Source organism: Streptomyces sp. HSW2009 (assembly GCF_040240285.1).
Taxonomy (GTDB): domain Bacteria; phylum Actinomycetota; class Actinomycetes; order Streptomycetales; family Streptomycetaceae; genus Streptomyces.
Map to the genome: position 1 here is coordinate 1 of NZ_JBEHZD010000474.1, position 6319 is coordinate 6319.

The following is a 6319-nucleotide window of genomic DNA, read 5'->3' on the forward strand; positions in this document are numbered from 1 at the left end:
GGTACTACACCCTCCGCGACCTGCCGGGCGAGGGGGCCCCCCCCCCGCGGGGGGGGGGGGGGGGGGGGCCCCCCCGGGGGGGGGGGGGGGCGCGCAGGCGCCCCCGAACTGTTAAACGGATGACGGCCCGGGGGGCGTGGCCGCGGCGGCCGGCGGCGCCGGGTCGGCGCCGGCGGGGGCCGCGGTCAGGGCGACCGCGGAGGCGGCCAGCGCGGCGGACAGCAGGGTCACCCGGACCGGCCGGTCGGGGCTTGATGACGAGGTACGGCGATGGGACGCCACGGGAGCCGCATTCCCTTCCGTTGGCGGCGGTCCCCCGCGCCCACGGACGGGCGTACGACAGGGCGTGACCACGCGCCGCAGAGAGTAGCCGGCCGGGTACGGAGCGTCCAAGGACCGTCGGTGGCGCCGCGGCGGGCGCGCGCCGGCCGTCATCCGAGCAAGCCCAGGTCACCGGCGGCGCCGGCGGTCAACGACGGCGCATCCGATTCCCTCGTACGGGTGTTTCCCAGCCGACGGTTGATGGAAGGGGGTCGCGCCGGGCCATGCCGGGCAGCGGGGCGCCACGCCAGGGCGTGACCCGCGGGGCAGCCGACTACCGCCCACAGGCAGGCAGTTGGGGCGCGATCGGCGACGGCCGCGCGGCCAGCCCGGCGACCGGCGCCCCGGTACGCGGACGGCCCGGCACACCCAGCCATCCGGCACGCAGCCGCCCCAACGTCCAGCCGCCCCCGCGCAAGAGCCCCTACACGCACACGCCCCGGCACACAGACCGTCGAGCGGTCCGGGTGCCGGGGCGTGGTGTCAGCGGTGGGTGCGGCCGTGCGGGCTCAGATGCGGACGCCGAACTGGAACGGCATGTTGTCCATCGACTCGTAGCGCACGTTGGCACCGGGCTTGGGGGCGTGCAGCACCTGGTTGTTGCCGGCGTAGAGGCCGATGTGGTGCAGGTCGCCGTAGAAGAGCACCAGGTCGCCGGGCTTGAGGGCGCTGCGGCCGATCCGGGTGCCGTTGTTGGCCTGCGCCTGGGAGGTGCGGTCGAGCTTGACGTCCGCCTGCGCGTAGGCCCAGGACGTGAGGCCGGAGCAGTCGAAGGAGCCCGGGCCCGTGGCGCCCCACACGTACGGGGAGCCGATCTTGCCCTGTGCGGCGGCGAGTGCGGCGCCGGCGCGGCCCGAGGTGGGCACGTTGCTGCCGGTGTCGGACCCGCCGTCCTGGTTGCCGCCCTGCTCGCCGCCCTGGCCGGAGTCCTTGCCGTCCTCCAGCTTCGACCGGTCGGCGTTGGAGCGGTTGGCGCGCTCCTCCTCGGCCTTGGCGAGGTCGGCCCGCTCCTTGGCGGTCAGCGTGTTGAGCAGCGTCTGCGCCTTGGACAGCTTGTCCTGGATGTCGCGCTTCTTGGTGCCGAGCGCCTTACGGGTGTCGGCGAGGTCCTTCAGCTTCAGCGCGGCTTCCTCGCGCTGCTGCTTGAGGGTGCGCTGCGTGTCGGCGATCTTCTTGAGCGAGCCCGCCTGCTTGCTGGTGACCTGGTTGAGCGTGGACGCCTTGTCCAGGTAGTCGTCCGGGTCGGAGGAGAGGATGAGCTGGAGGGAGGGGTCCACGCCGCCGGAGCGGTACTGGGCGGTGGCCATCGAACCCAGGCCGTTGCGGAGCTTGTTCAGCTCCCCCTGGCCGCGGGCGACCTTGTCCTGGAGCGCGTCGACCTGCTTCTCCAGCGAGTCCTGCTTCTCCTTGGCCCCGTTGTACTTCTCGGTGGCCACCTCCGCCTCTTCGTACAGCTTGTCGACCTGAGCCTTGACGTCCTTCTTGGTCGGCTTCGGGTCGGCCTGTGCGGCCTGCGAGGAGAGGGCGACGGCAGCGGCGGCGGTCGCGGTGAGGACGGTTACCCGAGTACGGCTCGGCTGCTTGGGTCGACGGTGGGACGCCACAGTGGGCGAGCTCCTTCTTCCTCCAGCCGCCTACCGGGTGATGCGGGGCGTGACCCCGGCTCCGGACCTCGGACCCCCCGGGGCGGGAGTCGGCAGCACGGACTCGGCGGTACCTCCGCTGACACTCCGGATGAGTGATCAACCGCGCGAAGGTTCGGGGCCTGACCTTAGTGACCCCGCCGTGATCCGTTCAAACTCACAGGGGAATTTCTTGGCCGTCGAGCTCATCCTTTACCAACATCACACAATGCGTGACGCTGAACTGACGGATTGCTCACCATTGATCGGTGAATATCGACGCGTTGCCCATCCTCTGACCAGCGTTGACCGATTCACCCGAGGATGCCGGAAGATGATCGCCTATCAGGCCGGTTGCGGCGCGCCGCTCGACACGGGAACAACTCATGCCGAATCCGCCCGAATCGACGCCGCATCCCGCCCCGGCAGCACGGGCCGCACAGCACCCGGCCGACCTGCCACCGACCCGTCATCGACCTGCCGTGGACCTTCGGCAAAACCGCCGCCACCCCTTCCGCTTCCGCGCGCCGGACGCCCCCGCAGCGCCCCGTACGCCAGGTCCCAGCAGCGCCCGTACGCCAAAGGTTCCCAGCGCCCGGTTCAGGTGCGGGCGAGGCGCTTGAGCAGCAATACGGAGGCGACGGGGCGGGCGCCGGCCTTGGCGACGCCGTCGGCCACCTCGCGGTCGGTGGAGACCACGACCACGGGCCGGCCCGGCGGCTCGGCGCGCACCAGTTGGCGGATCAGCTCGTCCGCGGTGACCCCAGGCTTGCTGAACATCACCCGCACCCCGCGCGGCGGCGCAAGCAGCACCGGGGCGGCCAGTTCGGCGCCGTCGAAGACGCAGGTCATCTCCGCGCCGGTCTGCGCCGCCAGGACCGCGAGCCCGCCCAGCAGCCGCATCCGCTGCTTCTCCAGGGGCATCGTCGGATAGCCAGTCTTGGTGACGTTGTAGCCGTCCACCACCAGGTGTGCCTGGGGCAGCGCGAGCAGTTGGTCCAGCAGGGCGGGGTCGGTCTCGGACAGGGCGCGGGTCGCGATGTCCTTGGGCGTCATCTTGCCCGGCTCGACGGCGTCCACCAGATCGGCGGGGCGCATCGATGCGGGCGGCAGCGCGAGCTCCCGGCGCAGCCCCTGCGCGGCGTCGAGCATCGTGTCCAGCAGCAGCCGCAGCCGCATGTCCTCCACGCTGCGCCCCTCACGGACCGCGCGCCGGCTCGCTTCGAGCGCCGCCTCGGTCTCCGCCAGGCGCGCCTTCAGCCGGCGGGCCTCGCCGTCCGCTCTGGCCTGCTCGGCCGCGGTCGCCGCGCGCTGCACCTCCGCCTCCCGCGCGGACTTGCGCAACGCCGCCTCGCCGCGGCGCACGTCGCTCAGCGCGCTGCGCAGCTTGCGCTGGAGCGCCTCGGCCTCCTTGCGGGCCGCGTCGAGCTCCACCCGGGAGCGCTCGGCGTCGCTGCGGGAGGTGGCGCGCAGTTGGTCGAGTTCCGCGCGCAACTTGCGCACCTCGTCCTGGGCCTGGGCGCCCGCACGTTCGGCGTTGGCGCGCTGCGCCTCCTCGCCCGCGGCCTCCACCAGCTTGACCCAGCCGGTGGGGCGCAGCACGTACGCGAGGGCGGCGACGTCCACCGGGTCGGCCGCGGCGGGCGGCGAACCCGCCTCGATGGCCTCGGTCAGCTCGGGCTGGGTCTCCCGCAGCCGGGCCCCGATCCGCTGCCGGAAGGCGGCCGAGGTGGCGACGGCGGCGGCCATCGCATTGCCCGCGAACTTCGCGCGGCGGGTCGGCGTGAAGCGGGCGTACTGCCGCAGTTGGGGCGGCAGTTCGCCGACGGTCAGACCGCCGAAGGCGTCGGCGACCAGGGCCACCACCCGGTGTCTGACCCCTTCGGGCAGTGGGCGGTCGAGTCCCTCCACGACCTCGCCGGGCTCGCCGTGCGGGCCGTCCGGGTCCCCGTCGGCCGCAGCGGCCCGGGCACCGTCAGGACCGTGCGGGCCGTCCGGGCCGCTCGTCCGCTCCACCACCTGTCACAGCTCCGTTCTCAGGCGCTCGCGCCCGGGCGGTCCACCAGCTCGATCTGGTCGACCGCGTTGCACCAGCGGCAGCGCACCGACTCAATGGTCTCACTGACCACCTTGCGCTCCTCGGTGCTGGGCTCGCCGGCCAGGTCCAGGTGGACGTATTCGACGGCCTTGGTCGAGCGGGTCACGTCGAACCGGGTGAGATTGCCGCACAGGGTGCAGCGCCAGCGGGTCTGTGCTGTCGGCTGGGGAACGGCCATCGTGTCGTCCTTCACGTCATCTCGCGTTCGTTCGCGGCCCGCACGGCCTCCCGTACCCGGCTGCCGCACTGCCCCCGGGAGCGCCCGGACCCCACCGCGGTGCGCCGTCGGACTGCGGGAGTGCTGTGCGTAACCCTACGGCCTGATGGTCGCCGGGGTGGGGCGGTGGCGGCACCCCGTACCCAGCGAGGCGATCTGCGGCCTTGGAAGGGGTACGGGATGATCTGACCATGTTCAAGAAGGCGGCGGCCTTCGACGGCCCTCTCATGACATATGCCCTCATCGCGGGCTGCTGCCTGCTCTTCCTCCTCAGCCCCGTGGCCGGGCTCGCTCCCCCGGACGGGGACCGCTCCGAACTGCTGCGCGCGCAGGCCGACTACTTCGCGCGCTGGGGCGTGGTGCCCGCGCGCCTGTGGGACGGGCCGCTGAGCACCGCCCTCACCCCACTGACCGCGCTGTTCGTGCACGGGAACTGGCTGCACCTGCTGGGCAACATGCTCTTCCTGCTGGTCTTCGGCGCGATGGCGGAGGCCAGGCTCGGGCGGCTGCGGTTCCTGCTGTGCTATCTGACCGCCGGCTATCTGGCGCTGCTCGGCTTCGCCATCGCGCACGCGGACTCCGCGCAGCCGCTGGTCGGGGCGTCCGGGGCGATCTCCGGGGTGCTCGGCGCGTTCCTGGTGCTCTTCCCGCGGGCCCGGGTGACCAGCCTGTTCCCGTTCCTCTTCTTCCTGCCGCTGCGCTTCCCCGCCTATCTGGTGCTGCCGTTCTGGTGCACGCTCCAGTGGCTGGCCGTCCGCCAGGCGGGGCCCCGGCCCGGCGTCGCCTACCTGGCCCATCTGATCGGCTTCGGCCTCGGCTTCCTGTACGCGCTGGCCCGCTGGCGCAGCCGCCCTGGCCCGCAGGTCACCCGGGGGCGGCGGGCTAGAGTGAACGGGCCCGTTCAGGCCACCGAGGGAGACAGCCAGCCGTGATCACGTCAATCGTGCTCATCAAGACCAGCGTGGACCAGATCCCGGAGATCGCCGAGCAGATCGCCGCGCTGGAGGGGGTGAGCGAGGTCTACTCGGTCACCGGCGCCCACGACCTGATCGCCCTGGTGCGGGTGGCCCGCCACGACGACCTCGCGGACGTCATCCCCGGCCGGATCAGCAAGGTGCCGGGCGTGGCGTCGACGGAGACGCACATCGCCTTCCGCACGTACTCGCAGCACGACCTGGAGACGGCGTTCGCCATCGGCCTGGACGCCTGACCCCGCACGACGCGCCCCGCCGGGTGCGGTGGGGCAGGCCGGTCGCCGCCCGGCCCGTACCCGGCCGGGCCCCGCACCCGCAGCGACCGGCGCCGCAGGTCCGCGGTGCCGCAGCCCGGCGCCGGACGCGCGCCGCCGCCCGGGTAGCGGCGCGGCCGGCCGTACGGACCGACGTGCCGGGCACCGCGCACCGGCCGGCCGGCCACCTTTACGGGCCCGCTCCCCCGTCGTACCCGCGAGCACCGGCGCCCCGCCGACGCGTGCCGGCGCCGCGACCGCACCGTACGGCCGCGACCAGCGCAGATGAAGAAATCTTCAGGAACTCTTCATCCGCGCGCACGGGTCGGCCGCGCACCGTGGGGGCATGGCCCTCACCCACCGGCTGGCCGCCCTCGTGGCCGTCGTCGCGATCCCGCTCGGCATAGCCGTCACCAGCTATCTGCTGACCGACAGCCCGGACTCCCCCACGGCCCCCGCCCGGGTCGAACTCGAATCCGGCATCCCGGTGCCCGGCACCACCCCCTCCGGCGGGCCGGGCGCCGAACCCACCCGGCCCGCCTCGCCCAGCGACGAGACCGTGCCCCGACCAGCAGCGACCGACGGCAGGGGCGATGACGACACCGACGACCGACCCGGCGGCGGGGACGACGGCGACGACGCGGGCGACGACGGACCCGGTGACGACGGCTGACCCGGCCGGCCCCGGCCCGGGCGGCCGCCGGGGGGCCCCCCCGGGGGGGGGGCCCCCCCCCGGCCCCCCCCAACCCCCCCCCCCCCCGGCGCCGGGCGCCCGCGGTCCGCACCCTGTGACCTGCGGCCCGCGGCCCGGGCGCCGCACCGACCGACGGCCG

Annotated in this window: 7 protein-coding genes; 3 read left to right on the forward strand and 4 right to left on the reverse strand. The window is 73.9% G+C overall.

Going from position 1 to position 6319, the window contains the following annotated elements:
• Positions 1 to 111: 111 nt before the first annotated feature.
• The 4 genes from AAHZ94_RS26595 to AAHZ94_RS26610 all read right to left on the reverse strand — a co-directional run bounded on the left by AAHZ94_RS26595 (position 112) and on the right by AAHZ94_RS26610 (position 4219).
• Positions 112 to 282, reverse strand: coding sequence for a hypothetical protein (locus tag AAHZ94_RS26595; RefSeq protein ID WP_349995872.1), 171 nt, complete (start codon positions 280 to 282; stop codon positions 112 to 114).
• Positions 283 to 830: 548 nt separating this feature from the next.
• Positions 831 to 1925, reverse strand: coding sequence for a C40 family peptidase (locus AAHZ94_RS26600; RefSeq protein WP_349995873.1), 1095 nt, complete (start codon positions 1923 to 1925; stop codon positions 831 to 833).
• Between the two features lie 618 nt (positions 1926 to 2543).
• On the reverse strand, positions 2544 to 3854 hold the full coding sequence (locus AAHZ94_RS26605; protein ID WP_349995880.1) for an NYN domain-containing protein: 1311 nt from the start codon (positions 3852 to 3854) through the stop codon (positions 2544 to 2546).
• Positions 3855 to 3979: 125 nt separating this feature from the next.
• A complete protein-coding gene (locus AAHZ94_RS26610) occupies positions 3980 to 4219 on the reverse strand; it encodes a hypothetical protein (protein WP_349995874.1) in 240 nt (79 codons plus the stop codon).
• Positions 4220 to 4449: 230 nt separating this feature from the next.
• Between AAHZ94_RS26610 and AAHZ94_RS26615 the strand changes: the two genes are divergently transcribed.
• The 3 genes from AAHZ94_RS26615 (at position 4450) to AAHZ94_RS26625 (ending at position 6159) form a co-directional block, all read left to right on the forward strand.
• Complete coding sequence (locus AAHZ94_RS26615; protein ID WP_349995875.1) at positions 4450 to 5190, forward strand: rhomboid family intramembrane serine protease; 741 nt, start codon at positions 4450 to 4452, stop codon at positions 5188 to 5190.
• Positions 5187 to 5468 (forward strand): Lrp/AsnC ligand binding domain-containing protein, encoded by a 282-nt coding sequence (locus AAHZ94_RS26620; RefSeq protein WP_349995876.1) that lies wholly within the window; start codon positions 5187 to 5189, stop codon positions 5466 to 5468. Before AAHZ94_RS26615 ends, AAHZ94_RS26620 begins: the two co-directional genes overlap by 4 nt.
• Positions 5469 to 5832: 364 nt before the next feature.
• Positions 5833 to 6159 (forward strand): small secreted hydrophilic protein, encoded by a 327-nt coding sequence (locus AAHZ94_RS26625; protein WP_349995878.1) that lies wholly within the window; start codon positions 5833 to 5835, stop codon positions 6157 to 6159.
• The last annotated feature ends 160 nt before the right edge of the window (positions 6160 to 6319 follow it).

What these genes read in the sequence shown, in the direction of transcription:
- AAHZ94_RS26610 (WP_349995874.1), bottom strand. Translation starts at nt 4,219, where the DNA reads ATGGCCGTTCCCCAGCCGACAGCACAGACCCGCTGGCGCTGCACCCTG.
- AAHZ94_RS26615 (WP_349995875.1), top strand. Translation starts at nt 4,450, where the DNA reads ATGTTCAAGAAGGCGGCGGCCTTCGACGGCCCTCTCATGACATATGCC.
- AAHZ94_RS26625 (WP_349995878.1), top strand. Translation starts at nt 5,833, where the DNA reads ATGGCCCTCACCCACCGGCTGGCCGCCCTCGTGGCCGTCGTCGCGATC.